Raw genomic sequence first — 25601 nt, 5'->3', positions numbered from 1 at the left:
TAGTATTGAAATTACGTGAGGAAATTGGTTTCCTGCAGGATGTAATTAAAGGAGATTTACCTCAAGAATCTCAAATAAATGTTCTATTTGACATATTAAAGAATGTATTAGATGAAGGGGCTATAAGAGCTAGAACTATAAGATTTAAATTAAAAAATCATGTAAGTTCAACAAAACTTACTGAAAGAGCATATGCATTAAATATGATAGCTTCAGATGGAGCAGGAATAGAAGTTGTTCCACCAGAAGATAAAATTGATGAAGTTCTTGAAGATACTGTAGTTTGGATTTCAGAAGAAATAGCTAAGAAGTATGTACAAAACCAAATAGAGTCAAAAGTAGAAAAGGCAATAATGGAAAAGCAAGAAAAATACATCGATGAGATGAGGCTATCCATTATGAAGAAAGAAAAAGGCAGCGAAAACCAAAAAACAAAGAAAAAATATGAGGAACTTAAAGAATTAGATTCAAGAGTAACTAGTAAGAATATAATGAGCTTTTTAAGACCTGAGACTTTAGATGAAATAGTAGGTCAAGAAAGAGCTATAAAATCATTAATATCAAAGTTATCATCGCCATATCCTCAACATATAATCCTTTATGGACCTCCAGGGGTTGGTAAAACTACTGCAGCTAGAATTGCATTAAATGCAGCTAAAGAATTAAACTTTACTCCATTTGATGATAAATCAAAGTTTGTTGAAGTAGATGGTACAACTTTAAGATGGGATCCAAGAGAGATTACAAATCCTTTATTAGGATCAGTCCATGACCCTATATATCAAGGTAGTAAGAGAGATTTAGCGGATATAGGTGTACCAGAACCAAAGCCAGGATTAGTTACTGAGGCTCATGGTGGAGTATTATTTATAGATGAAATAGGAGAACTTGATAATATACTTCAAAATAAGTTGCTTAAGGTATTAGAAGATAAGAGAGTTGAATTCTCATCATCATATTACGATCCAGATGATGATAAAACTCCAAAGTATATAAAGTATTTATTTGATAATGGAGCTCCAGCAGATTTTGTTTTAATTGGAGCAACAACAAGAGATCCAGGAGAAATTAATCCTGCACTTAGATCAAGATGTACTGAAGTTTATTTCGAGCCGTTATCTGTTAAAGATATTGAAGATATAGTAAAAAATGCTGCAAGAAAGCTTGGGGTTTCACTTGAAAAAGATGTTCCAGAGTATATAAGCAGATTTACTATAGAAGGAAGAAAAGCTGTAAATATACTTACAGATGCATATGGTTATGCTTTATACAAGAGAAAAGCTATACCAAAGAAACTTAAGATAACATTAAAGGATGTCGAAGAGGTAATTTCTATAGGAAGATATACTCCTTTTGAAAGAGTTAATGATAATTCAAATTATGAAATAGGACATATACATGGATTAGGAGTAAGTGGATTTATTGGATCAACAATAGAAATTGAAGCTGCTGTTTTCCATGCAAAGAAAAAAGGTGCAGGAACAGTTAGATTTAATGAAACAGCTGGAAGTATGGCAAAGGATTCAGTCTATAATGCAGCATCTGTAATAAGAAAAATTACAGATAAAGATATAAAAGATTATGATATACATGTAAATGTTATTGGTGGCGGAAAGATAGATGGACCATCTGCAGGAGCTGCTATAACAGTATGTATAATAAGTGCATTATTAGAAAAACCTTTAAGACAAGATGTTGCTATTACCGGGGAAATATCTTTAAGAGGAACAGTTAAGCCTGTTGGTGGAATATTTGAAAAGATCTATGGTGCAAGAAGAAAAGGAATTAAACTTGCTATTGTACCAGAAGATAACAAAAACGAAGTGCCACAAGGATTAACAGATATAGAGGTTAAACCAGTTAGCACAATTGAAGAAGTTATGAATTTAGTTTTCTAAATTAGTAAAGTAAAGAAGATGTTTAACATCTTCTTTGTTTTTTTAGAAATAATAACTTGTTTTTTTAATGATAATAATTTGATATAATATGAGGAGATAATGTTTGGAAGGAGGTACATGAATGGAAACAACCGTTAATAGAACGCTACCACAGAGTATAGAAGCAGAACAGTCAGTAATAGGATCTATGATCATAGATAGAAGTGCAATAGCTCAAGCGGCAGAAGGATTGGACGAAGAAGATTTTTATAGAGATAGTCATAAAGTATTATTTAAAAGCATTATTGATATGTTTAAAAGAGATATGGCAGTTGACTTAGTTACTGTATTAGAACATTTGAAAGCTACTGATACTCTTGAAAGAGCTGGTGGTGTTACATATGTAACAGAAATAACATCCTCTGTACCAACAACAGCGAACCTAGCATCATATATACAGATAGTTCAAGAAAAATCAACTCTTAGAAAGCTTATAAAGGCCTCTACTTCAATTATTGAAGAAAGTTATAATAAGCAAGGTGAAGTTGAAAATGTACTAGATGCAGCTGAGAAGAGAATATTTGATATAGCAGAAAAAAGAACTACAAGTGATTTTGAGCCATTAAATCAAGTGCTTGAAAGAGGATTTATTGAAATAGAAAGACTATTCAATAACAAGGGTGAAATAACAGGTGTAGGATCTGGATTTATGGACTTAGATGCGAAAACATCAGGTTTCCAAAAAGGTGATATGGTACTAATTGCAGCAAGACCATCTATGGGTAAAACAACATTTGCATTAAATATTGCAGAACATGTTGCCCTTAGAGAAGGTAAAAGTGTAGTAGTATTTTCACTGGAAATGTCAAAGGAGCAATTAGCATATAAGTTATTATGTTCAGAAGCGAATGTTGATATGTTAAAGCTTAGAACAGGTGCGTTAGATGATAAGGACTGGGAAAACATCGCAAGGGCAACAGGGCCTTTATCTAAAGCTAGAATATATATAGATGACACTGCAGGGGTTTCCGTAATGGAGATGAGATCTAAATGCAGAAGACTTAAAATGGAGTATGGTATAGATTTAATACTAATTGACTACCTTCAACTTATGTCAGGGTCATCATCAGAGAGTAGACAACAAGAAGTATCAGAGATATCAAGATCTATAAAAGCATTAGCTAAGGAAATGGAATGCCCCGTAATAGCTTTATCACAGTTATCACGTGCACCAGAACAAAGAGCTGACCATAGACCAATGCTTTCTGACCTTAGAGAATCAGGATCAATTGAGCAAGATGCCGACCTTGTTATGTTCTTATATAGAGATGAGTACTATAACAAGGAAACAGAAGAAAAGAATGTCGGTGAATGTATTATAGCTAAGCAAAGAAACGGTCCAGTTGGAACTGTTAAGCTTGCATGGCTTGGTCAATTCAGTAAATTTGGTAATCTCGATTCAATACATCAAGAATAATATTATAAAGTAAATTTTAGAAACTCGCCGAAATAAGATGGTGAGTTTCTTTGTATAATTAATAAGTTTATAAAGGTTAATATAAGGAGGTCTTTAAATGAGTAAAAAGATAGGTTTTATAGGATGCGGAAATATGGGGAGCGCTATGCTTGGAGGATTAATCAATAAGGGTTTTTCAAATAAAGAAGATATTATAATTTCAACTAGAAGTGAAAAGTCTAAAGAAAGATTAGAAAGCAAATATGGGGTATTAGGAGTATTAAGAAATATAGATGTTGTAAAAGATTCTGATGTTTTAATAATAGCTGTTAAGCCTTATATGTATAAAGATGTTCTAGAAGAGGTAAAAGAAGCATTAAGAAAAGATCAAATCATAATAAGTATCGCAGCTGGAATAGATTTATGTGATTTACATGAAATGATTGGAGAAGACTTTAAAATAGTTAAGACAATGCCAAACACTCCAGCTTTAGTAGGTGAAGGAATGTCTGCTATATGTCCAAATAAGAATGTTAATAAAGATGAATTAAACTATGTATGTAGTATGTTTGAGGCATTTGGAAGTTATGAGATACTAGACGAGAAAGACTTCCATGCATTTATAGCTTTATGTGGATCATCACCAGCTTATGTGTTTATGTTTATAGAAGCTATGGCAGATGGAGCTGTTAAACTTGGAATACCAAGAAATAAAGCATATAAAATGGCAGCACAAAGTGTACTTGGATCTGCTAAGATGGTATTAGAAACAGAGGAACATCCAGGAGTATTAAAAGATATGGTATGTTCACCAGGTGGTACAACTATAGAGGCTGTATGTGAGCTTGAAGATAAGGGGCTTAGAAACGCAATAATTAAATCTATGGATAAGTGCGCAGAAAAATCAAAAAGCATGTAATTTAATATAAAAATTTTTTTATATTAATGTTGACAAATAAATTATTATTATATATACTAAAGGTAGTGATAATCAATATCAATTAGGAAATGCGTAAGATAGTTGAATTGGTTACCAAACTGGACACACACACATAAAAAAACACACACAAACATTAACTAAAAACTCCTCTTAATTATTAAAAATTAAGGAAAAAAAGCCTTAGAGGCCACAGCTCTAAGGCTTTTTTTTTACCATTTTAAAAGTTATATTAAAATATTATACGAATTATTTATTAATTTTATACAAAAACATTCGATAATATGTTGATTAATACCTTCCAGTTTGTTACTATAATTAATGGAGATTATAAAAATCCAAATAAATTTATATTATTTTATGTTATTTTAAAAATTAATGTAAATAATAAAATTGTATAAATAACTCCATAAATTTAAGAGAAAATTAGATTAATAATCTAAAGGAGGCAAACAATATGTCAGCATTTATAGTAATAGGAGCTCAATGGGGAGACGAAGGAAAAGGAAAGATGACAGACTATCTTGCAGAAGACGCAGATGTTGTTGTTAGATTCCAAGGAGGAAACAATGCAGGTCACACTGTAGTAGTTGGAGATAAAGAATATAAGCTTCACTTAATACCTTCAGGAATACTATATGATGATAAGACAAATGTTATTGGAAACGGAGTAGTTGTGGATCCAAAAGCATTATTTGACGAAATAGAATATTTAGAAGGTGTTGGAGTTAAAGTAACACCAGAAAAGTTAATAATAAGTGATAGAGCACAATTAATAATGCCATACCATAAGGTATTAGATAAATTAAAAGAAAAAGCAAGAGGAAAAAATGATATAGGAACAACAGGAAAAGGTATCGGACCTTGCTATACAGATAAATATGAAAGATGTGGTATAAGAGTTTGTGATCTTATGCACGAAGATGTATTTACAGAAAAATTAAGAGAAAATATAGAAGCAAAGAATGCATATATAACAAAAGTTTTAGATGGAGAAGCACTAAACTTTGATGAAATACTTAAAGAATATCTTGAATTTGCAAAGAAGTTAAGACCATTTGTTAAAGATACTTCAGTAAAAGTTTATGATGCTATAAAAGCAGATAAAAATGTATTATTTGAAGGTGCGCAAGGAATGCTTCTTGATATAGACTATGGTACATATCCATATGTAACATCATCTAATACAACTGCAGGTGGAGTGACAGCGGGTACTGGAATAGGACCAAGAATGATTACTAATGCTGTAGGTATAGCTAAAGCTTATACTACAAGAGTAGGTAAAGGACCATTCCCAACAGAGTTAAATGATGAAACTGGTGATTGGATTAGAGAAAAGGGACATGAATATGGTGTTACAACTGGTAGATCAAGAAGATGTGGATGGCTTGATTTAGTAATACTTAAGACAACTGTAAGAGTAAGTGGATTATCATCACTTGCAGTTACAAAAATAGATACTTTAGCAGGTCTTGATAAGATTAAAGTATGTGTTGGTTATAAGTTCAACGGAGAAGTTATAGATTACTTCCCAGCAAGCTTAGAAGATCTTGCTATGTGTGAACCTGTATATGAAGAATTTGATGGATGGGATGAAAGTGTAGCAGATGCTAGAAGCTATGAAGAACTTCCTGAAAATGCGAAGAAATACATTGAAAGAATAGAAGAATTTACAGATACAAGAGTATCAATAGTTTCAGTTGGTCCAAAGAGAGATCAAACTATGAGAGTTAAAGAAATTTAATTCCGACTAGTTGACTTGACTTTAATAATTGTATAAAATATAATCTTTTTATAGATGATAATTATGTAGATAAAATTATTAAAGAGGTGAAGTAAATGGTAACTAAAGATATGACAATTGGACAAATAATTCATGAAGATCCAACAAGAGCAGAAATATTAATGGCTTTTGGAATGGGCTGTGTTGGATGTCCATCAGCTCAAGCAGAAACTTTAGAAGAAGCAGCAGCAGTTCATGGATTAAATTTAGAGGCTTTAGTAGCAGCTCTAAACAATAAAAATGAAATTTAATAGAACATAAGTATTTAGGCAGATGATTAAGAAATTAATCTATCTGCCTTTTTTATATTTATTTAGTAACATTAATTAAATTATGTATAGTTTTAAGAATAATCATTGATGTACGAGAATATATTCATAGTACAAATTTAATTAACGTGAGGAAAATAATATGTTATATAAGGAATATAGAAGTAAAAAGAAATGTATAAATAGTGATTCTTTAAATCAGTGTAGAAAAAATAAAAGAATAAGTAATTATATAGATTTAAGAAAAAATGATTTTAAATTTATAGATAATATGAGTTTGATTCAAACAGTTTTACTTGGAATAATAGCATTAGGAATTTTAATATCAGCAAATTCAATAGTTGCTATCCATGGAAACTTCTATGGAAATGAGGTCGAAGCTATTATTTGGGCAATAATATTTGAATCACTATCATTAGCTATTGTATCAACATTTATATTTATATTTGTAGAAGATGATGCAAGAAGCCATTGTGGGTACTTAGGCTGCATTAGGATAGCTATAGTGGTATCTTTAATAAGAGGTATGTTTGAGCTTGTAGGAAGTGGAATAATATATTCTGTGCCTAGTATAAGTAGGATTGTATTTATATTAGCAATATTGGTATTTCAAGTTGTGACATATTATATATTTAAAAATAAAAATATCTTATATAGTAAAAAAGCCATACTATTAATATTACTACTAACTTTATTCATATGATTAATATTTTGTAAAAATTGGTCTAGCCATATGGCAAGAGGATAGTAAATTTATATAAATTAAGATAGGATTATATTATAGTAAATTTTGAGGTGAGCAAATGATTAAGGATTATACAAAACAGTATGAAGTAATGTATAGAGATGTAAATTACAAATTAAAGTGTAAGTTATCAACAATAGTTGATCTTTTCTGTGACGTTGGAAATCTTCATGCAGAAGCAGTAGGAGATACTATAGAGTTTCAATTATCTCATGGATGTGCATGGGTATTTTATAAGTATGATATAAAAATTCATAGATATCCAAAATATAGAGACAAGATTTATGTTACTACAATGCCAGTAGGATTTAAAAAGTTTTATGCATTTAGGAAATATCTAATAAAGAGTGAAGATGGAGAGTTACTTGCTGAAGCTACTGCATTATTTTTCTTCATAAATATACAGAAAAGAAGACCAGCAAGAATACTTAAAGAGCAATATGAAATCTATGGTGAAGAGGGCGATATGGAAGTAGCTATAGATATGGAAAAAATAGAAAAGATGGAGAGAGAAGATCATTATAAGGAGTTCCAAATAAGATATAGTGATATAGACTCTAACACGCATGTAAATAATGTTAAGTATATTGAATGGGCCATAGAATCTGTACCTATAGAAGTTATTAAAGGTTATGAAATAAGTAGAATAAAAATAGTATTTGAGAGAGAGACTACTTATGGAAATAGAATTCATGTATCAGCAGAAGTTAGAGAAGAAGAGAATGGATTAGTTACATTACATAGAATTACAAACCTAGAAGGTGATGAACTAACATTATTAGAAGCTCACTGGAGAAAGGTAGAAAATAATTAAAATTTTAAAAAAATCGGCTACCACTAAAGTGGTAGCCGATTTATTTTTAATTCAAAAACTATTATTTATTTTTTGCTATTGAATTTGCTACAAAGTATGCAGAACTCCAAGCCCATTGAAGATTAAATCCTCCACAGTCACCATCAACATCTAAAATTTCGCCAGCAAAATAAAGTCCCTTAACTATTTTAGACTCAAGGGTATTCATATCTACTTCTTTAGTATTAACCCCACCAACAGTAACTTGAGCATTTTGGAATTCTTTAGTACCAATACATTTAAATTTCCAATCCTTAAGTCTATTTATAAGCTCATTTTGATATTTCCAATCCAAATCATAACAAGGAACATGAATATTATCAATTCCTATATCTTTAAGAAGAATAGGAACAAGCTTCTTATTAAGAACTCCAATTAATGAATTTGAAATACTTCTATGTGAAAACATTGATAGATGGCCATAAATAAAGTTACTAACATCTTCTAAAGATTTGTTCTCCATCATATCAATTTTTATCCACACATCATCATGATTACTTAGACATCTAGAAGCTGTGGATGAAAGTTGAAGAATTGGAGGACCTGATATTCCGTAATCTGTGAATAAAATTTCCCCACTATCTTCTCTAATAATTTTATTATTAGAAATAAGAGATACTTTTCCATCAAACTTAATTCCAGATAAGCCTTTAAGCTTTGGATAATCAAGCTTAAGCTGAACTATTCCAGGCATTAATTTAGTTATTGAATGGCCTAGGTTTTCTGCAAGTTTATGGCCAGATCCATCTGATCCAGTTTTAACAGCTGATTTTCCTCCACAGCAAAGTAAAAGTTTTTCACAACTAAACTCTTTAAACTCATCATTACTTGTGGATAATTTAAATTTATTTTTCTTGTGGATAGTTTTTACTTTGCAATCTGTGTATAAAGGGATATTTCTATCCTCTATAGCAAATCTAAAAATATCCACAACTGATGAGGCTTGGAGTGACTGTGGATAAAGTTTATTATTTTCAAGTTCCACTATAGGTAATCCTATAGATAAAAAGAAATTTCTTGTATCTTCTATTGAAAAACTATTTAATGCATTTATAAAAAAATCTTTATTTGAACTATGATAATTTTTAAAAGGATAAGATATAGAACAATTTGAAATATTACATCGACCATTACCAGTAGTGAGAATTTTCTTACCAACTCTATCTGTTCCTTCTACTATAGCAACATCTAATCCAAGATCTTTAGCTAAAATTGCTGCCATAAGTCCTGAAGCACCGCCGCCAACTATTATTAAATCATGATATATCATATTTAAAATTTTCTCCTTAATATATATTTTAAATAGATTCTACCACAGTAATAATTTTCGTTAAAGGAAGGAATATTAAATATTGAGGTGGACAAAATGAGAGTTATTATAAAAAATAAAGAATTAGAAGATTATAATAAAGAATTTAAAGTAAGAAGAATTAATTATGATAAGGTTTTGGTTATATATCCAAACGTTGAGAACCTAAAAGAATTTTATAATATAGATGTAGAAATAATTCCAGAAAACAATTTAGATAAGTTCTTAATGCAAAATAAGGAGTTATTAAAAATAAAACTTAAGAGAGGAATATCAGTATTTTTATATAAAGCACTTCTAGAGGAGATAAGGATTAATTGCAATGAAGAAATAGAAGATATAAATTTATTAATAGATAATTATTCTGTAAATAAGAATAATATTTGGGAAAAAAATCTTTTATTAGTAGTAAACAAAACATATCCATTAAAAATATTAGCCTCAGGAAGAAAATTTAATAGGAAAAATTATAATTTAGAGACAGAAGTATTATATAGAGAAGAATTCATCAATATATGTACTAAAGAAATTTATAAAATAAAAAAAGATATTGAAAAAAAAGAAAAGCTTTTATCAAAATATGATGAAGCTATTAAGAACCTTGATAAATCAAAGGGTAAAGGACGTTTTATTACAGAATAAAATCAAGAAAATTAATATATTAGGAATAAAAAAGAAAAAAAATAAAAAATTATTTTAAAAAAGTGTTGACACTTAAATTGATTTTATGTAATATAGTCTATGTGATTAGCGCCAATAAACGAAAGCGCGAGGCATAGATAAGTTTCTTAACATGGCTCCTTGGTCAAGCGGTTAAGACACCACCCTTTCACGGTGGTAACAGGGGTTCGATTCCCCTAGGAGTCACCATTTTTAATATTTTTTATGTGGGCGCATAGCTCAGCTGGGAGAGCACCTGCCTTACAAGCAGGGGGTCACAGGTTCGAACCCTGTTGTGCCCACCACATAAATTTTAATACGGCTCAGTAGCTCAGTTGGTTAGAGTGCCAGCCTGTCACGCTGGAAGTCGAGGGTTCGAGCCCCTTCTGAGTCGCCATTTAAATTTTAAAAAGCTGAATAAGCTGGCGTGGCTCAATTGGCAGAGCAGCTGACTTGTAATCAGCAGGTTATCGGTTCAAGTCCGATCGCTAGCTCCAATAAATTTTTTAACTTAATATGGCTCCTTGGTCAAGCGGTTAAGACACCACCCTTTCACGGTGGTAACAGGGGTTCGATTCCCCTAGGAGTCACCATTTTTAATATTTTTTATGTGGGCGCATAGCTCAGCTGGGAGAGCACCTGCCTTACAAGCAGGGGGTCACAGGTTCGAACCCTGTTGTGCCCACCACATAAATTCAATATGGCTCAGTAGCTCAGTTGGTTAGAGTGCCAGCCTGTCACGCTGGAAGTCGAGGGTTCGAGCCCCTTCTGAGTCGCCAAAAGAAGTAAGTTTATACTTACTTCTTTTTTTTATGCAATAAATTATAAGTTATATTAATCACAATAGGTCATTTTTTATCATAATTTATTATGAGCAAAGGTGCGATTAGAAAAGTGAATTTTGAAGTTTAGCTGGATAAAGTTAATATAAGCAAATCTAGGAAAGTGCTATTATGAGGAGGAATAAAAGATGAATTTAAAGGAAGCAGAGATATTATCAACTGTTAAGGTTATTGATGTAAAAGCAGAGGGAGATTTAAGAAGAAGATTTTTTGACTTAGGGATAATAGAGGGAACAGATATAAAGGTTTTGTATGGGGGACCTTTTGGAGACCCAAAAGCATATTTGATAAGGGGTACTGTAATTGCGATAAGGGAAGAGGATGGTGAAAAGATAGAAGTAATAAAATGTTAGGAGAAAGGATATGGGATTAACTAAAAACTCTACGGGACTTAGATTATTATCACCAGATAAAAGAAAGGGAAACATTAAAGAAGATTATGTTGTTGCATTAGCTGGTAATCCAAATGTAGGCAAGAGTACTGTATTTAATGCACTTACTGGATTAAATCAACATACCGGAAATTGGCCAGGTAAAACAGTAGTTAATGCAGAGGGATATTATGAATTTAAAGGTTCAATAATAAAAGTAGTAGACTTACCAGGAACATATTCATTATTATCGAATTCTGAAGAGGAAGAAATAGCAAGAGATTATATTTGTTTTAGCGAGCCAGATATAGTAGTTGTTATAGCTGATGCAACATCATTAGAAAGAAATCTAAACTTATTTATACAAATATCTGAAATAACAGATAAAGCAATATTATGTGTAAACTTAATTGATGAAGCGGAGAAAAGAAACATAGAAATAAATTTAGAATCACTGTCAAAGGAATTAAATTCAACTATTGTCTCAGCATCTGCTAGAAATGGAATTGGGATAGAAGAATTAAAAGAGGCTATATTTAAGGAAGTTAAACTAACAAACAAGAAAAAAAATGCAATAAATTATAGTTTTGATATAGAAAAAGCAATAGAAGAAATAGAAGTTATAATAAATCAAGCTGTTAAAGTGGATAAAAGAAAAAGTAGATGGATATCGATTAGAATATTAGAGGGAAATGATAGCATTTTAAAGACCTTATACTATAAATATAATATTGAAGAAAAGTATATACAGATGATATACAAAATAAGAGATAATCTTAATAAGAGTCATAAAGATAAATCAATAGAAGATATAATAATAAAATCTATAATAAATGAAGCTGAAAGAGTAGGAAATAAAGTCGTTAAGGCTGAAGGAGAATATAATAAGACACAAAGGAAGATAGATAAGATACTAGTATCTAAATCAACAGGAATACCTATTATGATAGTGACTTTATTAACTGTATTATGGATAACTATAACTTTAGCAAATTATCCGTCAGAGCTTCTAGCTAATATGTTTGGATATGGAGAGAATTATCTTAGAGAATTCTTTGCAGGACTAAACTTAGCATCTTGGGTAGGAGGGGTATTAATTGATGGTGTTTATGTTACTTTAGCTTGGGTAATTTCAGTAATGTTACCTCCTATGGCGATTTTCTTTCCTATGTTTACTCTACTTGAGGACTTAGGTTATTTGCCAAGAATAGCATTTAATCTAGATAAATGTTTTAAGAGATGTTGTGCTTGTGGTAAACAAGCCCTTACAATGTGTATGGGGCTTGGATGTAATGCAGCAGGAATAATAGGATGTAGAATAATTAATTCTCCGAGGGAACGGATTATAGCTATATTAACTAATGCATTTATGCCTTGTAATGGTAGATTTCCTATGCTTATTTCTATAGCATCGATATTTGTGGGAGGAATAGCAGTAGGTATTAAGGGAAGCTTTATATCAGCTATTACAGTGACCGTAGTTATCATTTTAGGTGTCTTAATGACGTTAATTGTATCTAGGATATTATCAAAGACTATATTAAAAGGATTACCTTCAAATTTTATATTAGAACTACCTCCATACAGAAAGCCTCAAATAGGTAAAGTTATTGTAAGGTCAATATTAGATAGAACTCTTTATGTATTAGGTAGGGCTATAGCTGTTGCAGCTCCAGCTGGAATAATAATATGGATATTCTCTAATATAATGATTGGAGATGCTACGTTGCTATCTATATGTGCTGATTTTCTAAGTCCTTTTGCTAATGCGATAGGGGTAGATGGTTATATATTAATGGCATTTATATTAGGCCTACCAGCAAATGAAATAGTAATGCCTATAATAATAATGAGTTACTTAAGAGCTACAACAATGTTAGAATTAGATAGTTTAGTGGAGCTTAAAGAATTATTGGTTGCTAATGGATGGACAATGTTAACTGCCATTAATACTATGATACTATGCTTAATGCATTATCCATGTGGAACAACACTATGGACTATTAAGAAAGAAACCAAGAGTATTAAATGGACTGCCCTAGGTTTTTTAATACCAACAATTGCTGGTATAATTGTTTGCTTCATTACAACACAAGTATGGAGACTATTTGCTTAATATATAAATCAGAATAATAAAGGAGTATTATTACTAATACTCCTTTATATATTATAAAATATTATCTTTTTGCTAGATTTAATTTTATTCTTATATCGTCAGAATAAAATTTATATAATCTAAAATTACCAAGAAGTCTTGAAGAAATTCTCTCACTATAATGTTTAGCAATTCCTGATAAAGTTAGGTTTGTTGATATTATCATTCTTTTCTTTTTAAGAAGTTTTCTATTTATAAGATTAAAAAGTTCAGTAGCAACAAAATCATTTAATTGCTCCGAGCCTAGATCATCAATTATAAGAAGATCACAATCAAGTAATAGTTTTTCAAGATAGTAGTTATTATTAAACTTTATATCCATTAGACATCTTATTAGTTCATTAGAAGTTTTATATACTACAAGGAAACCTCTATCTAATAATTCTTTAGCTATACAGTATGAAAGAAATGTTTTACCGCTTCCAGGTGTTCCATAGAATAATAAATTATCTGATCCATGTTTAAAGTTTGGAATAAAGTCTTTCATAACGAAATCAAGATTATTCTTCATATTAGTTCTAGGAGAATACTTTTCTCCATTTTCTTTTGAAGATGAGAATAATTCTATATTAAAGTTACTAAAATTATTATCTCTTAAAAGATCTTGAAGTTCAGAATCCTTATAATAAAGCTTAACTAACTTATCTTTGTAACAATTACATTTTTCTATTCCTATATATCCAGTATCCTGACACTTTTTGCATCTATAATGCATATTAAGATACTCAGGGTCATATCCATGTGATACTAGTTGCTCACATTTTTTTGCTCTTAAATCTGTTATATCATCTTTAATCTTTCTTATGTCAGCTTCACTTGTATCTTTTTTTAAAATTGTCATTGTAAGTTTTAATGAAAGTTTGTGAATATCATTATCTAAATCTAATATTTCAGGATATAAAGACTTTATTTCTGCTCTTCTTTGCTTAAGTCTCTTATCTTCTTCATTCCTAATTTTTTGATACACTTCCATTAACTCTGATTGATATCCTTTAATCATCTTTATCCCATCCTAACAATTTCTTTTCTAGAGAGTCATAATCATATTCTCTCTGCGTAAAATCATTGAATCTTATAGCCTTTGGTTTATTAGAATTAGTATTATTGTTATAGTTGGTTTTAAATTGCTTACTATTAGATTTATTTTTATCTTTAAGGGCAATATCCTCAATTGTTTTGATATTGTTTTGATGCCACTTACCTAATATACCATCTATGTATTTAAAGTCAGCTCTATTAAGTCTTTCAAAGCATATATCGCAGGCTTTCTCAATTAGTTGCATATTGAACTTATAAGTAAAAATCCATTTTTCAAGCATTTCTTCTTGGGGTTTCATAACTTCTGAAGATTTCATTCCAAGATAGGATAGAATCCTTCTTATCTTAGTCCACTTATCTTCATTTTGTTTAATATGAATTTGGGCTTCTTCAACAGTTTTGATATTCATATCATTCCAAGATTCTGCAACTTTTTCTATATATCTAAAATTATTTTTCCCCTTTGAAGAGCAATATTCTATTAAGATAAGAATAAGCTCAGATGGAAAATTAAATTCACGTTGCCATCCTAGATATATCTCCATTTCTTTACTAGATAAAGGTCTTGCAAGAATTTTTTCAATATCCTTAAGCATATCGGTAGTTTCACTGTTGTTTAAAGCTTCTAGAATATTTATATTATCTTTATTTACATTAGGGTCTTCATCTTCAAGTGATAAGAACTCTATACTAAAGTTACTCATTTTATCTATAGGGACTAATTTAATAACACCTTCATCATTCCAGTAGTTTAAGGCATTCATTATATCTGATTCTAGTAAGTTTAATGTTGCGGCTAGTACAGAGGAGTTAACTCCAGGTTCGCTAGCAATATTATATTTTAACATTAATAAATAAACCTTAACGAACTCACCACGAGCTTTGGGCATATATTTTTCTATAAATACATTGCTCACAGGAGTAAAAGTTAAGGCTGTATTTTTAAGCATAAAAGTGCTCATTTAGCGTATCTCTACCTTTCAAATTAAATTTAATAAGTCTAAATTATATTATTGGTTATATGTAAATTAATTATAACAAAGTGGTAGTGTTATAACAACTTAAGGTAAAAATAATATATGTATAAAAAAATAATTATTGGGTAAGTTAAGGGATGTGTTACAAATTTTAAGAAAAAGAGGAGAGATTTATGGACTCGGGTAGTAGGAAAAAAATAATTTTTTCAGTTACAGCAATGTTTGTAGCCTTTTTATTAACTAACCTTTATTTAGATTCTAAGACTAAGGCATTTGAAATGTATATAGGAGATGCTGTTATTGGATATAGTAGCAGTAAAGAGGAAGCTAAATCAGATTATAGTAGCATAATAGATAATTTAAATAGGACATTAAAAGATGAAGAAAAGATTCATGAAGAGAAGATATCATTTAAAAGAATAAGTGATGATGTTAAATTAAGTACATATAACGAGATTGAAGAGAATGTTTTAAAGACAATGAGTGATGAAGTAACACTAAAGTCATTCAATATAGATAACAAAAAAATAGGGTATGTATTAGATAAAGATGATATGAATGAAACCTTATCTAAGGTTGGGTCATATTATGCTAAAGCAAATAACATAGATAGAGATAAGATAGCTTCAATAAATGTAAAAGGTAATATAAATTTAAAAGAGGAGAAAGTCAAAATATCTAATTTAAATAATAGTGATTATTTGGCTGACAAAATAGTTAAAGAAAATAAAAATGCAATAGATGTAGACCTAGTGGTTAATGATAAGCAAGTAGTAGATATAGAGCCAATAGTAAAGATAGAGAGAACTGATAATTTATTGCTTGGTGAGAGTAAAATTAAAGAAGAGGGTAAAAAGGGAAAGAAAGAGCAAGTTGTTAATGTTACATATAGAAACGGAAAGAAGATAGATACTAAAGTCTTATCAGAAAATATAATTGAAAGTAGCAAAAGTAAAGTTGTATACAAAGGAACAAAGAGTCCCATAGACAATAATTTTGCATTTTTAAGTAGCCCAACTAGAGGAGGGGTAGTAACCTCTACCTTTGGGGAGAGATGGGGGAAGCTTCATAAAGGGATGGATATAGCAGGGAATATTGGAGATCCTATCATGGCTGCCTTTGACGGTGTAGTTAAGAGCGTGTTTTATGAAAGAGATGGATATGGGAAAGTTGTTATATTAGAACATGAGGATGGATTAGAAACTAGGTATGCTCATATGAGTGAGTTTGAGGTCAAAGAAGGAGATAAAGTTAAAAAGGGAGATCTTGTAGGGAGAGTAGGCAATACTGGAAGGAGTACAGGACCCCATTTGCATTTTGAATTAAGAGTAAATGGAAATCCCGTAAATCCTGAAGGATATATAAATTAATTATTTTAATATATTATTGAAATTTAAAATACCTTCTCCAACATTTGCTTTTGGTAGATCTTTGCGATCACAAGCAAGCTTTATTATTGATAGAACATCATCAAAGGTATAAGAACTATTATGCTCTAATATAAGTGCAGATACAGCACTTACAAAAGCTACTGATAATGAAGTACCACTAAAAGTTTTATAATTGGCATCAAGCTTAGGCGGATATAGCTTGGTGCCGTTTTTTTCAGATATATAAGAAGTATTACTATTAAGGGAAGTTATATTAGTACATACTGAAACAAAATCAGGCTTAACTAACTTACAATATGGTCCCTTTGAAGAGTATAGGTATGGGGCGTTAGAATTTTTAGTTTCAACTCCACCAACAGTTATACAATTCTTTAAGGTTGCAATTCCCATAATATTATTAAAACTTGAATTAGTACTTCCACTTGGTACTATAGGGATCATTTTATTCTTTATAGCGACATTAAACATAGAGTTAAATGCATCTATAATATAATAATTATGATTTAATAATTCAAATGGAAGGCATAAAATTCTTATATTATTAGCCATAGAAGATCTTATAATACTTTCTATGCTATAGAGAATATCAGAAGCATATCCCTTACCTAACTTGTCGAAGGCCTTATAACATACTATTTTACTAGATGGCGCTATTCCCTTATATAAATTATCTGAAGAGATACCACTGCCACAAATTAATCCAGCCATTGCAGTACCATGTCCATTATCATCATAAGGATTTTGAGCACCATTAATAATATCAAAAAACGCTTCTATTCTATTATTAGGACTTAATAAATCAGTATGAGGATAAACTCCGCTATCTACTAAGCCTATTTTTATGTTAGTACCTGAATAATTTAATTTATCTTTATTTAGAGAATAGCAATTGTTAGCTGCACTTACACTCATGCCACACAAAAATAAATAGTCATCAAAGAAAATTTTTTCGACCTCTGGATACTCCAAAATTAATTTGATTTCATATTTATTTAAATTGGCTACAACTATATTGCAATACTCTAATGGATAAATTAAAGCTTCTTTAAAGTGAGAAACTTTCTTTACAATAGAAGAAAATAAAGTTTTACACTTTATAAGAACTCTATATTTTTTATAAGCATTTTCTTTTATGGCAATATTTAAATTGTAGTCAAGCTTACTTCTGAGATTAAACATAAAGGACTCCTATAATAGTTATTACAATACCATATTATAGTTTAAGTCCTTTAATTGTTAATATTATTTTATATCTTATAAGTTTGACCTACATTAATTATTTTCACTGTATCATCTTTAAAATTAACAAGAGTCTCATGTGTTTCATTAAAGTCCTCTAAAGAAATTTTAAATGTTTTATAGTGTATTGGGATCATTGTTTTACTTTTCATCATTTTATACATTTTATAACCTTCTTCAGGGGAGCAATGCATATGTTGGAATCTAGCAGGTTTATAACAACCTACTGGCATTAATGCTATATCACATTCAATACCCTTAAAATTCTCAGTGTATGCAGTATCTCCTGCAAAGAATACCTTAGTATTATTTCTTTCTATAAGGTAAGAATTACTTTCATCATCTATACCTACATAGAATCTACGGCCATCATGATTGGCCTGAACTGAAGTGATTTTTAAGAAATCATCTTCAAAAGTATCACCAGTTCTTAAGAGATTTACATTTTTATATCCCATTGTTGATAAAATTCTCTTGTATCCTTTTGGAACTATAACTGTAGCATCTTTATTAAGCCTTCTTAATCTTTTTAATGAAGGGAAATGCATATGGTCCATATGGCCATGAGAAAGAACAATGTAATCAATTTTAAGTTCAGCTAAATCAAATGGCTTATCAATAACTCGCTTAAAATATCCTAATCTATTTGATATAACAGGGTCAGTTACGATGATTTTTCCAGATAAATTTATTATTGTTGTCGCATGACCGTACCAATGTATAGAATTTTCCTCTATTGGATCATTATTTGATATCTCTCTAGTTTTAAAGTATTCTTTTAAATTGTTATAAGTTAATTGTGATAAAAAGTGTACGTTCTTAAAAAAATTCATAAGTACACCTCCTTAAGTGTTAAGTTAACCTTTCCACTTAAATACTATAATACCTATTATCATAATTGCAACACCTATAAATTCTTTTAAGGTAAAATTTATTTTTTCACTTCCAAAAAGGCCAAAATAATCAATTATGGCTGCCGTAACAAGTTGAGATACTAAAATAATACCTATAGCACAGGTAGTACCTAAAGATCCAATACTCATCATTACCGTAAAGATAATAACGACTCCTAATGCTCCTCCTAATAAGTATATTTTATTAGCACCGCTTAAAGCTTTAAAATCACCTTTACCTACAAATACAGTAACGATTAATGTAATTATTAGTCCTGTTAATTGAACTAAAGTGTTTGTTTCCCAAGTTCCTATCTTTTCTCCAAGTCTCGTATTAAATACTCCTTGAAGACTCATTGAAATTCCAGATATTATTGCATATATAAATCCTAACAATTGAATCACCTCAATGTTAGTGTTACCAATTAGATATTAAATATAATAAAAAAAGCTATAAGAAAAATCTTATAGCAGAAAAATTAATTAGATAACTTATTAAATTCTTGTATTATTTGCTGTTCTGAGAAGCCTAAGGTATCACCAAGGCTTAGTAAATCCTCAAATAATGTCTCAAAATGATCTTCAGAACGTGAAATAATTAAATCATTTATATCTATGTATAAATTAAGAAATTGGTCGCTTAAGCAATATTCATTAGGCTGTATAGTAATCTCATCTACTTCATCGTATCCATTAGTAATACCAACTGAAAGCACCTGCTTTAAGCACTTTACATATTTTGATAGTACTACATTAGTATCAGTAGCTTCTTTTCTATCAATTGTATATGCAAAACAATTAGTCTCATTTGCAAGGTCACTTACTTTTATGTGTAGTTCTAAATTCTGACGAGCTTTTATCTTATACTCATCTAACTCTGGATTGATATTTAGTTTTTTATCAAGTTCTTTTTGTACTTTAAATAAATTTGAAATAAACATTAACAAATCCCCCTGTTCTTAAGGCAATTATACTAATCCATTTTACAAAAACTTTGTATTTATGAAAAGGGGAGTAAACGAATACAAATAAAATTTATTTTAAAAATTCTAAAAATTTTTAAAAATTGGACTAAACAGACAAAAAAATAACTTCATTTAATATAAATGAAGTTATTAATAAAAAAACGATAAATATAGCGAATTAGAAAGTTTTTAACTCAAAATCTTTAACTTTGAATTCTCTTTTATTGTTAGGAACTTTCCATAATTGGAACTTATCTATTTTAAGTGTTTTATTTTCTATTTTATTTTGAGGAATAATTTGTGAATCTAAAGGTTTCTTTTTAGGATCTTTAGAAACATAATTTAGATTAGCTAAAGATACAGAAGGATTATCTGAATTATTCTCTCTAACATTAAATCCATGAAGTTTTAGATTATCTGTAAGGGCTCTTTCTATTTTCTTTATGTATCCTCTATAACTTATACCTAAGTTTACTGTTTTTAAATCTTCACTAATAGAAAGATCACTAGAAAGTTCAACCTTAAATTTTTTATAAGGACGTAATATCTTTTCAATAACTGTATTTAGTTTTTCTACATTAGGATTATCGATTACTTCTAGTGCAATATAAGGTGCCGGTGAATTCCTGTTTGCTCTTAGTTTTCTAGACACTGTCTTTTGAACTGGATTAATAACTTCATATGAAGAGTCATCAAATAATGCAACAATATAATATCTCATATCTTACCTCACATAATATATTCTTATGGATTTTAATATCCAAACCTTTCTATAAATTATAACATAATACTTTATAGAAAAAAACTGAAGGGAATAAATAAGGCAAATCTACAGATAATAATATTGTAAATTAAACTTTCAGGAGGGATTAGACATGGATAAAAATCATAATTCTAGTATTAAATGTATAGTTGATGAGTGCAAATATCATTGTAAAGATGATGATTACTGTACTTTAAATGTAATTGAAGTAGGTAAACATGAAATTAAAGCCGAATCAAAGAAATGTACAGATTGTAATTCATTTGAATTGGACTAGAAATTAGGTCAATGATATAGTAAATATTAATAATTAACCTATTTAATGGATAGATAAAAGCGTTACAAAGCTTTTATCTATCTTATTTTTTAACTTTATTAAAAAAAATATTTCAATAATACAAGTTTGTGTTATAATGATAATCGAACTATTAAAAAATAATAATAGGATTATAATGTCTAATAGATATTTTTTTGGATAATTAATTAAATATTGGGAATTTTAAATATATAGAATCTAAAAAATAAGGGTGAATTGGATGGAAAAGTTAGTTATAAATGGAGGGAATCCTCTAAAAGGTTTAGTTGATATAAATGGAGCAAAAAATGCAGCGGTTGCAATATTACCAGCGGCAATAATTGCGAGTGAAAAAAAGTGTGTTATAGATAACATACCGGATATAGAAGATGTACATTGCTTAGAAAGAATACTTTTAAGCTTAGGATGTAAGTTAAATAAAATTGATAATAATACGTTAGAAATAGATAGTACAGAAGTACATACATATGATGCATGCACAGAAGACGTAAGAAGAATGAGAGCATCATATTACTTTATAGGAGCACTTCTTGCAAGATTTAAAGAAGCAAGAGTAGAGCTTCCAGGGGGATGCCCGATAGGGGTAAGACCTATTGATCAACATATAAAAGGTTTTGAAGCACTTGGTGCAGATGTAACTATAGAGCATGGAGCAGTAAAGGTTAAGGCAGATAGATTAGTTGGAACTAACATATTCTTCGACGTTGTTTCTGTTGGAGCTACAATAAATGTTATGATAGCTGCTACAGGAGCTGAAGGAGTAACTACCTTAGAAAATGTTGCAAAAGAACCTCACGTAGTTGATGTTGCAAACTTCTTAAACTCAATGGGAGCTAACATTAAAGGTGCAGGAACTGATATTATAAGAATAACTGGAGTTGATAAATTAGTTGGATGTGCGTATAGCGTAATTCCAGACCAAATAGAAGCAGGTACATTTATGATAGCTGCAGCAGCAACAAAAGGTGATGTAACTATTACAAATGTTATACCAAAGCACTTAGAATCAATAACAGCAAAACTTAATGAAATGGGTGCTATAATTGAAGAAGGCGACGATTCGGTAAGAGTTAGATATGATGGAAAGCTAAAGGGAGTTAATGTTAAGACAGCTCCATATCCAGGCTTCCCAACAGATGTTCAGCAACCAATGTCAACATTATTAAGTATGGTACCAGGAAGAAGTTTAATAACTGAATCTATATGGGAAAGCAGACATAAGCACATTGATGAGCTTAAGAAGATGGGTGCTAACATAAAGGTTGAAGGTAGAGTAGCTATAATAGATGGAGTTTCAAAACTTACAGGTGCTGTAGTTAAAGCAACAGATTTAAGAGCAGGAGCTGCAATGGTTATAGCAGGACTTGTGGCTGAAGGCGTAACAGAAATTACAAGTATAGAACATATAGATAGAGGGTATCCACACATCGAAGATAAGTTTAGAAAACTTGGTGCAGATGTAAGAAGAGTTAGTGTAGTAGAGTAAAATTTGGGGGAACAACAAATGATATTTTGTTCACTTTATAGTGGAAGTAGTGGGAATAGCATCTTTGTTGGAAATGATAATACAAAGATATTAATAGATGCCGGTATGCCAGGAAAGAAGATAGATGAAGCATTAACTAGAATAGATCAAAATCCTAGAGATATTGATGGTATTTTTATTACCCATGAACATTCAGATCATGTTAAAGGGGTAGGTGTTATATCAAGAAAATATGACATTCCTATATATGCCAATGATAAGACATGGGAAGCCATGAAAAATTCAATAGGTAAGATAAAAGAACATAACATTAAGATAATGGATAAAAGAAGCACTGTGGAAATAAAGGATCTAGCTATTAAATCCTTTAATATTCCTCATGATGCTATTGCACCAGTTGGATATACAATAAAGTCTAAGGATAATACTGCAAGTATAGCAACAGACTTTGGTACATTCACAGAAGAGATAAGAGACAATATTAAAGAGTCAGATATAATACTTTTAGAGTGCAACCATGATGTTAGTATGTTAAAGTTTGGACCATATCCTTATAATCTTAAGAGAAGAATATTAAGTGAAATTGGACATCTATCAAATGATGACTGTGGAAAAGCTATAACAGAGCTAATAAAGCACGGTAATAATAAACAAATAATATTAGGTCACTTAAGTGGTACTAATAATCATCCAGATTTAGCTTATCAGACGGTTTTAAGCGTTTTAGAAGATGAGGGTGTTAAGCAAGGTTTGGATGTTAAAATTTCAATGGCTAGTAGACATGAACCTAGCTCATTAATTAACTTATAATTTTAAAGAAAGAAAGAGGAGAGAATGAGATGAGTTTATACAAAGATTGGACAGATATGGTTGTTGAATATGTAAAAGAAAAAGGTGAGAAAGCTTTTTGGCAAGAATATGGTAACATAGAAACAGGCATATACAAGGATTTATTATCAAACCATAAAGAGATTAAGAAGACTACAATAAAAGAATTAGCTAGTAAGTATAACACTACAGCTGAGTTTGTAATGGGATTTGTTGATGGAATAAATGATAGTTTAAAATCATCATATGACTTAGAAGCTATAGATGAAAATACAGAATTAGTATTTGATATAGACCTTGAAAAGTTATATTTTAATATGCTTGATGCTAAAGCAGATTATTTATATAATTTACCACAATGGGAAGGTATTTTCTCAGAAGAAAAGAGAAAAGAAATCCAAAAAGAATATAGACAATCAGGTATCGTTAGAAACGAAGAAAAGATAGGAAGAAACGATCCATGTCCATGTGGTAGTGGTAAGAAATACAAAAAATGTTGTGGAAAATAGTTTAACTTGAATATTAAAAAGCTCATAGATTTCTTATGGGCTTTTGTTATTATATAATTTTCTAGGAGGGTTTGTAATGGATAGTAATGTTATTTGGTCAAATGAAAAGAAGATTGAAAGAACAATAGAAGCTTTAAAAAAGAACAATATGAACGGATATTATGTAAAGGACAGATATAATCTTATTGAGCTTATTAAGGACATTGTAGATGAAGGATCAATAGTTTCTTGCGGTGGCTCAATGACGTTATTTGAAACAGGGGTCATAGATCATCTAAGAAGTGGAAGATATGATTTTTTAGATAGATATAAAGATGGAATTACTAGAGAAGAAATAACAAATATATTTAGACAAGCATTCTTATCAGATGCATATTTTGTAAGCAGTAATGCTGTAACAGAAAACGGAGAGCTATATAATGTTGATGGTACTGGTAATAGGGTAGCAGCAATGCTATATGGTCCGGATAAGGTTATAGTTATCTGTGGATCTAATAAAATAGTTAAGGATGTTGATGAAGCTATAAAGAGAAATAGAGAAAAATCAGCACCTATTAATGCAAAGAGATTAGATAGAAAGACTCCATGTGCTAAAGTTGGGTACTGCATGGATTGTAGTAGTCCTGAGAGAATATGCAATGAGTATACTCTAATAAGAAGACAAAATGTATCTGATAGAATACATGTAATTTTCCTAAATGAAAATATAGGATATTAAAAAATAAGACTGCACCAGTTAAATTAAAAAAGTATAACTATACTTAACAAATGTAATGAACGCAAGGAGACGCCTTCAGAATATAATATTTAACTAGTGCATACAATTACCTATAATAATATTTATGCATTATGATAGGTGATTTATTACATAATTTAATAAAGTAAAATAAAGATGCCAATAATCTAGGTAATAGAGTATTGGCTAATTATTTGTATAAATGTGCAAATAATTATTAGGAGGACAAATGAATATAACATTAGTAACTGTAGGTAAATTAAAAGAAAAATATTTAAAACAAGCAATAGATGAATACTCAAAGAGATTAGGAAGATATTGTAGGTTAGATATAATTGAATTATCAGATGAAAAAACACCTGATAATGCATCAGATAAAGAAGAGCAACAAATAAAGGAAAAGGAAGGGAGAGCTATACTTTCAAAGATAAAGGACACATCTTATGTTGTTGCTATGGATCTTAAAGGAAAACAAGTTACATCAGAAGAATTTTCTAGTTTTATAGAAAAATGTGGAGTAACAGGAAACTCAAATATAGTATTTGTTATAGGGGGAAGTCTTGGACTCTCTGAAGAAGTTATAAGAAGAGCTGATTATAAGCTTTGCTTTTCTAAGATGACATTTCCACATCAATTATTTAGAGTTATGCTTCTAGAGCAAGTTTATAGAGCATTTAGGATAATGAAGAATGAACCGTATCACAAGTAAGGAAATTTTTAAAATTACAAGTGGATTATGGTAATTCAAAAACTGTGGAAAACTTGTGTATAATAGTAGTATGAATAGGTGTAGAAAACATAAAAATGACAAAATTATAAAAAATATATTATAAAATAAATTGGAAGAATTTAAAAAACTGAAGAGACATAGAGTTAGAAAAGAAATATATAAGCATATAAAATATATAGTAGAACGAGTTTTAGATTGTGGAAATATAGAAAATGGATATATTAAGCACAAATGTTTAAAATGCAAATCAGAGTATATTCATGGATTCATATATATAACTAAATTTTGTAGCAAATGTGGAAGGATGTATTCTTTAAAATGGTCAGATAAGCAAGTTGATAATATGTTAAATGTAACTCATAGACATGCTGTATTTACAATTCCTGAAGAATTAAGGAACTACTTTTACTTAAGCGTTTACTTGATAACGCTTAGAGAAATACTATATGATATAATATAGATATAATAATATT

26 protein-coding genes and 7 tRNA genes are annotated in these 25601 nt (G+C 29.9%); 25 read left to right on the top strand and 8 right to left on the bottom strand.

Translation table 11 applies throughout. The features are described from left to right. Window positions 1-5: 5 nt before the first annotated feature. The 7 genes from lonC (at window position 6) to K5V21_RS16625 (ending at window position 7881) form a co-directional block, all read left to right on the top strand. Complete coding sequence (lonC, locus tag K5V21_RS16655; RefSeq protein ID WP_221862231.1) at window positions 6-1898, top strand: Lon family ATP-dependent protease; 1893 nt, start codon at window positions 6-8, stop codon at window positions 1896-1898. 121 nt (window positions 1899-2019) lie between these two features. Further along, entirely contained in the window at window positions 2020-3354 is a 1335-nt protein-coding gene (locus K5V21_RS16650) for a replicative DNA helicase (RefSeq protein ID WP_204596500.1), read from the top strand. 97 nt (window positions 3355-3451) lie between these two features. After that, window positions 3452-4252 (top strand): pyrroline-5-carboxylate reductase, encoded by an 801-nt coding sequence (proC, locus tag K5V21_RS16645; RefSeq protein ID WP_221862230.1) that lies wholly within the window; start codon window positions 3452-3454, stop codon window positions 4250-4252. 475 nt (window positions 4253-4727) lie between these two features. Continuing rightward, on the top strand, window positions 4728-6014 hold the full coding sequence (locus K5V21_RS16640; RefSeq protein WP_221862229.1) for an adenylosuccinate synthase: 1287 nt from the start codon (window positions 4728-4730) through the stop codon (window positions 6012-6014). Between the two features lie 95 nt (window positions 6015-6109). Further along, window positions 6110-6304 (top strand): DUF1858 domain-containing protein, encoded by a 195-nt coding sequence (locus K5V21_RS16635; RefSeq protein ID WP_204596503.1) that lies wholly within the window; start codon window positions 6110-6112, stop codon window positions 6302-6304. Window positions 6305-6464: 160 nt separating this feature from the next. Further along, window positions 6465-7025, top strand: coding sequence for a hypothetical protein (locus tag K5V21_RS16630; RefSeq protein WP_221862228.1), 561 nt, complete (start codon window positions 6465-6467; stop codon window positions 7023-7025). A 100-nt stretch (window positions 7026-7125) separates the two neighbouring features. Further along, on the top strand, window positions 7126-7881 hold the full coding sequence (locus K5V21_RS16625) for an acyl-[acyl-carrier-protein] thioesterase (protein ID WP_204596505.1): 756 nt from the start codon (window positions 7126-7128) through the stop codon (window positions 7879-7881). Window positions 7882-7942: 61 nt separating this feature from the next. Here K5V21_RS16625 and K5V21_RS16620 read toward each other — a convergent pair whose 3' ends face one another. Next, complete coding sequence (locus K5V21_RS16620) at window positions 7943-9190, bottom strand: BaiN/RdsA family NAD(P)/FAD-dependent oxidoreductase (RefSeq protein ID WP_221862227.1); 1248 nt, start codon at window positions 9188-9190, stop codon at window positions 7943-7945. A 96-nt stretch (window positions 9191-9286) separates the two neighbouring features. On the opposite strand from K5V21_RS16620, the gene K5V21_RS16615 reads away from it, so the two are divergent. From K5V21_RS16615 to feoB, 10 genes are all read left to right on the top strand, one after another. Then, window positions 9287-9871 (top strand): hypothetical protein, encoded by a 585-nt coding sequence (locus tag K5V21_RS16615; protein WP_221862226.1) that lies wholly within the window; start codon window positions 9287-9289, stop codon window positions 9869-9871. A 153-nt stretch (window positions 9872-10024) separates the two neighbouring features. After that, window positions 10025-10099 (top strand) — tRNA-Glu (locus K5V21_RS16610). A 19-nt stretch (window positions 10100-10118) separates the two neighbouring features. Beyond that, window positions 10119-10194 (top strand) — tRNA-Val (locus K5V21_RS16605). 15 nt (window positions 10195-10209) lie between these two features. Further along, window positions 10210-10286, top strand: a tRNA-Asp gene (locus K5V21_RS16600). 24 nt (window positions 10287-10310) lie between these two features. Then, window positions 10311-10386: transfer RNA gene (locus tag K5V21_RS16595), tRNA-Thr, on the top strand. A 21-nt stretch (window positions 10387-10407) separates the two neighbouring features. Further along, a tRNA-Glu gene (locus K5V21_RS16590) sits at window positions 10408-10482 on the top strand. Between the two features lie 19 nt (window positions 10483-10501). Next, window positions 10502-10577, top strand: a tRNA-Val gene (locus tag K5V21_RS16585). Between the two features lie 14 nt (window positions 10578-10591). Next, window positions 10592-10668: transfer RNA gene (locus K5V21_RS16580), tRNA-Asp, on the top strand. A 191-nt stretch (window positions 10669-10859) separates the two neighbouring features. Further along, entirely contained in the window at window positions 10860-11084 is a 225-nt protein-coding gene (locus tag K5V21_RS16575) for a FeoA family protein (RefSeq protein ID WP_221862225.1), read from the top strand. A gap of 10 nt (window positions 11085-11094) precedes the next feature. Continuing rightward, window positions 11095-13218: a ferrous iron transport protein B gene (gene feoB, locus K5V21_RS16570; RefSeq protein ID WP_221862224.1), complete on the top strand. Its 2124-nt coding sequence runs from the start codon at window positions 11095-11097 to the stop codon at window positions 13216-13218. Between the two features lie 61 nt (window positions 13219-13279). On the opposite strand, the gene K5V21_RS16565 is transcribed toward feoB, so the two are convergent. Together K5V21_RS16565 and K5V21_RS16560 are read right to left on the bottom strand one after the other, a co-directional pair. Further along, window positions 13280-14257 carry an ATP-binding protein gene (locus K5V21_RS16565; RefSeq protein ID WP_221862223.1) on the bottom strand — a complete coding sequence of 326 codons (978 nt, stop codon included), beginning with the start codon at window positions 14255-14257 and terminating at the stop codon, window positions 13280-13282. Beyond that, on the bottom strand, window positions 14250-15257 hold the full coding sequence (locus tag K5V21_RS16560; RefSeq protein WP_221862222.1) for a DnaD domain protein: 1008 nt from the start codon (window positions 15255-15257) through the stop codon (window positions 14250-14252). The genes K5V21_RS16565 and K5V21_RS16560 overlap by 8 nt, the downstream gene beginning before the upstream one ends. A gap of 188 nt (window positions 15258-15445) precedes the next feature. Here K5V21_RS16560 and K5V21_RS16555 point away from each other — a divergent pair, with 188 nt between their 5' ends. After that, window positions 15446-16642 (top strand): M23 family metallopeptidase, encoded by a 1197-nt coding sequence (locus tag K5V21_RS16555; RefSeq protein ID WP_221862221.1) that lies wholly within the window; start codon window positions 15446-15448, stop codon window positions 16640-16642. On the opposite strand, the gene K5V21_RS16550 is transcribed toward K5V21_RS16555, so the two are convergent. The 5 genes from K5V21_RS16550 to K5V21_RS16530 all read right to left on the bottom strand — a co-directional run bounded on the left by K5V21_RS16550 (window position 16643) and on the right by K5V21_RS16530 (window position 20481). Then, window positions 16643-17842, bottom strand: coding sequence for a S8 family serine peptidase (locus K5V21_RS16550; protein ID WP_221862220.1), 1200 nt, complete (start codon window positions 17840-17842; stop codon window positions 16643-16645). 68 nt (window positions 17843-17910) lie between these two features. Further along, window positions 17911-18735: an MBL fold metallo-hydrolase gene (locus tag K5V21_RS16545; RefSeq protein WP_221862219.1), complete on the bottom strand. Its 825-nt coding sequence runs from the start codon at window positions 18733-18735 to the stop codon at window positions 17911-17913. A gap of 24 nt (window positions 18736-18759) precedes the next feature. Further along, window positions 18760-19191 carry a DMT family transporter gene (locus tag K5V21_RS16540; protein WP_204596661.1) on the bottom strand — a complete coding sequence of 144 codons (432 nt, stop codon included), beginning with the start codon at window positions 19189-19191 and terminating at the stop codon, window positions 18760-18762. A gap of 83 nt (window positions 19192-19274) precedes the next feature. Continuing rightward, a complete protein-coding gene (locus K5V21_RS16535; RefSeq protein WP_204596662.1) occupies window positions 19275-19736 on the bottom strand; it encodes a dUTP diphosphatase in 462 nt (153 codons plus the stop codon). Window positions 19737-19938: 202 nt separating this feature from the next. Then, a complete protein-coding gene (locus tag K5V21_RS16530; RefSeq protein ID WP_204596663.1) occupies window positions 19939-20481 on the bottom strand; it encodes a hypothetical protein in 543 nt (180 codons plus the stop codon). A 154-nt stretch (window positions 20482-20635) separates the two neighbouring features. On the opposite strand from K5V21_RS16530, the gene K5V21_RS16525 reads away from it, so the two are divergent. The 7 genes from K5V21_RS16525 (at window position 20636) to K5V21_RS16495 (ending at window position 25588) form a co-directional block, all read left to right on the top strand. Then, entirely contained in the window at window positions 20636-20800 is a 165-nt protein-coding gene (locus K5V21_RS16525) for a DUF1540 domain-containing protein (protein WP_204596664.1), read from the top strand. A 259-nt stretch (window positions 20801-21059) separates the two neighbouring features. Continuing rightward, window positions 21060-22325 carry a UDP-N-acetylglucosamine 1-carboxyvinyltransferase gene (locus K5V21_RS16520; RefSeq protein ID WP_204596665.1) on the top strand — a complete coding sequence of 422 codons (1266 nt, stop codon included), beginning with the start codon at window positions 21060-21062 and terminating at the stop codon, window positions 22323-22325. A gap of 18 nt (window positions 22326-22343) precedes the next feature. Then, window positions 22344-23135 carry an MBL fold metallo-hydrolase gene (locus K5V21_RS16515; protein ID WP_204596666.1) on the top strand — a complete coding sequence of 264 codons (792 nt, stop codon included), beginning with the start codon at window positions 22344-22346 and terminating at the stop codon, window positions 23133-23135. Window positions 23136-23164: 29 nt separating this feature from the next. Beyond that, complete coding sequence (locus K5V21_RS16510; RefSeq protein WP_221862218.1) at window positions 23165-23662, top strand: SEC-C metal-binding domain-containing protein; 498 nt, start codon at window positions 23165-23167, stop codon at window positions 23660-23662. A gap of 76 nt (window positions 23663-23738) precedes the next feature. Further along, window positions 23739-24380 carry a lactate utilization protein gene (locus tag K5V21_RS16505; RefSeq protein WP_221862217.1) on the top strand — a complete coding sequence of 214 codons (642 nt, stop codon included), beginning with the start codon at window positions 23739-23741 and terminating at the stop codon, window positions 24378-24380. Between the two features lie 247 nt (window positions 24381-24627). Next, the gene (gene rlmH, locus K5V21_RS16500; protein ID WP_221862216.1) at window positions 24628-25107 is read left to right on the top strand and encodes a 23S rRNA (pseudouridine(1915)-N(3))-methyltransferase RlmH; all 480 of its coding nucleotides are present in this window, start codon (window positions 24628-24630) and stop codon (window positions 25105-25107) included. Window positions 25108-25237: 130 nt separating this feature from the next. After that, window positions 25238-25588 carry a transposase zinc-binding domain-containing protein gene (locus K5V21_RS16495; protein ID WP_221862215.1) on the top strand — a complete coding sequence of 117 codons (351 nt, stop codon included), beginning with the start codon at window positions 25238-25240 and terminating at the stop codon, window positions 25586-25588. Window positions 25589-25601: the final 13 nt, after the last annotated feature.

The organism is Clostridium sardiniense, from assembly GCF_019753795.1.
Classification (GTDB): domain Bacteria; phylum Bacillota; class Clostridia; order Clostridiales; family Clostridiaceae; genus Clostridium; species Clostridium sardiniense.
This window is presented reverse-complemented; position numbering and strand designations above follow the sequence as displayed.

Coding starts and splice junctions, on each gene's coding strand:
- K5V21_RS16650 (WP_204596500.1), top strand. CDS start 2,020: ATGGAAACAACCGTTAATAGAACGCTACCACAGAGTATAGAAGCAGAA.
- proC (WP_221862230.1), top strand. CDS start 3,452: ATGAGTAAAAAGATAGGTTTTATAGGATGCGGAAATATGGGGAGCGCT.
- K5V21_RS16640 (WP_221862229.1), top strand. CDS start 4,728: ATGTCAGCATTTATAGTAATAGGAGCTCAATGGGGAGACGAAGGAAAA.
- K5V21_RS16635 (WP_204596503.1), top strand. CDS start 6,110: ATGGTAACTAAAGATATGACAATTGGACAAATAATTCATGAAGATCCA.
- K5V21_RS16630 (WP_221862228.1), top strand. CDS start 6,465: ATGTTATATAAGGAATATAGAAGTAAAAAGAAATGTATAAATAGTGAT.
- K5V21_RS16625 (WP_204596505.1), top strand. CDS start 7,126: ATGATTAAGGATTATACAAAACAGTATGAAGTAATGTATAGAGATGTA.
- K5V21_RS16620 (WP_221862227.1), bottom strand. CDS start 9,190: ATGATATATCATGATTTAATAATAGTTGGCGGCGGTGCTTCAGGACTT.
- K5V21_RS16615 (WP_221862226.1), top strand. CDS start 9,287: ATGAGAGTTATTATAAAAAATAAAGAATTAGAAGATTATAATAAAGAA.
- K5V21_RS16575 (WP_221862225.1), top strand. CDS start 10,860: ATGAATTTAAAGGAAGCAGAGATATTATCAACTGTTAAGGTTATTGAT.
- feoB (WP_221862224.1), top strand. CDS start 11,095: ATGGGATTAACTAAAAACTCTACGGGACTTAGATTATTATCACCAGAT.
- K5V21_RS16565 (WP_221862223.1), bottom strand. CDS start 14,257: ATGATTAAAGGATATCAATCAGAGTTAATGGAAGTGTATCAAAAAATT.
- K5V21_RS16560 (WP_221862222.1), bottom strand. CDS start 15,257: ATGAGCACTTTTATGCTTAAAAATACAGCCTTAACTTTTACTCCTGTG.
- K5V21_RS16555 (WP_221862221.1), top strand. CDS start 15,446: ATGGACTCGGGTAGTAGGAAAAAAATAATTTTTTCAGTTACAGCAATG.
- K5V21_RS16550 (WP_221862220.1), bottom strand. CDS start 17,842: ATGTTTAATCTCAGAAGTAAGCTTGACTACAATTTAAATATTGCCATA.
- K5V21_RS16545 (WP_221862219.1), bottom strand. CDS start 18,735: ATGAATTTTTTTAAGAACGTACACTTTTTATCACAATTAACTTATAAC.
- K5V21_RS16535 (WP_204596662.1), bottom strand. CDS start 19,736: ATGTTTATTTCAAATTTATTTAAAGTACAAAAAGAACTTGATAAAAAA.
- K5V21_RS16530 (WP_204596663.1), bottom strand. CDS start 20,481: ATGAGATATTATATTGTTGCATTATTTGATGACTCTTCATATGAAGTT.
- K5V21_RS16525 (WP_204596664.1), top strand. CDS start 20,636: ATGGATAAAAATCATAATTCTAGTATTAAATGTATAGTTGATGAGTGC.
- K5V21_RS16520 (WP_204596665.1), top strand. CDS start 21,060: ATGGAAAAGTTAGTTATAAATGGAGGGAATCCTCTAAAAGGTTTAGTT.
- K5V21_RS16515 (WP_204596666.1), top strand. CDS start 22,344: ATGATATTTTGTTCACTTTATAGTGGAAGTAGTGGGAATAGCATCTTT.
- K5V21_RS16510 (WP_221862218.1), top strand. CDS start 23,165: ATGAGTTTATACAAAGATTGGACAGATATGGTTGTTGAATATGTAAAA.
- K5V21_RS16505 (WP_221862217.1), top strand. CDS start 23,739: ATGGATAGTAATGTTATTTGGTCAAATGAAAAGAAGATTGAAAGAACA.
- rlmH (WP_221862216.1), top strand. CDS start 24,628: ATGAATATAACATTAGTAACTGTAGGTAAATTAAAAGAAAAATATTTA.